The sequence below is a fragment of the Polaromonas sp. UBA4122 genome (assembly GCA_002381615.1).
Classification (GTDB): Bacteria; Pseudomonadota; Gammaproteobacteria; order Burkholderiales; family Burkholderiaceae_C; genus Polaromonas.
This window is the reverse complement of sequence record DFWY01000088.1, coordinates 1-340: the sequence shown is the minus strand read 5'-3', so window position 1 is coordinate 340 and position 340 is coordinate 1. Positions and strand designations below refer to the sequence as shown.

Annotated in this window: 1 protein-coding gene; it reads right to left on the bottom strand. The window is 60.9% G+C overall.

Going from position 1 to position 340, the window contains the following annotated elements; translation table 11 throughout:
• Positions 1-317 (bottom strand): serine O-acetyltransferase (locus B3F77_RS11975; protein ID WP_414703004.1); only part of this gene is annotated, 317 nt, incomplete at its 3' end.
• Positions 318-340: the final 23 nt, after the last annotated feature.

The following is a 340-nucleotide window of genomic DNA, read 5'->3' as shown; positions in this document are numbered from 1 at the left end:
AGCGTCACGCCCTGGTAAATCGTACAGCCGTCGCCAATCTCGGCGGTTTCACCCACCACCACGCCCATGGCATGGTCGAAAAACACGCACTGGCCAATTTTGGCGCCGGGGTGAATTTCAATGCCGGTGAGCCAGCGCGCGAGATGCGAGATAAAGCGGCCCAGCCACTTGAAGCCATGGTTCCAGCACCAATGCGCCCGGCGGTGCAATACCAGCGCATGCAAGCCGGGGTAGCAGGTCAGCACTTCCCAGGCGGTACGGGCGGCCGGGTCGCGGTCAAGAATGCACTGGATGTCGGAGCGGAGTCTGGAAAACATGGTCTAAGTTTATGGGTTGCCCG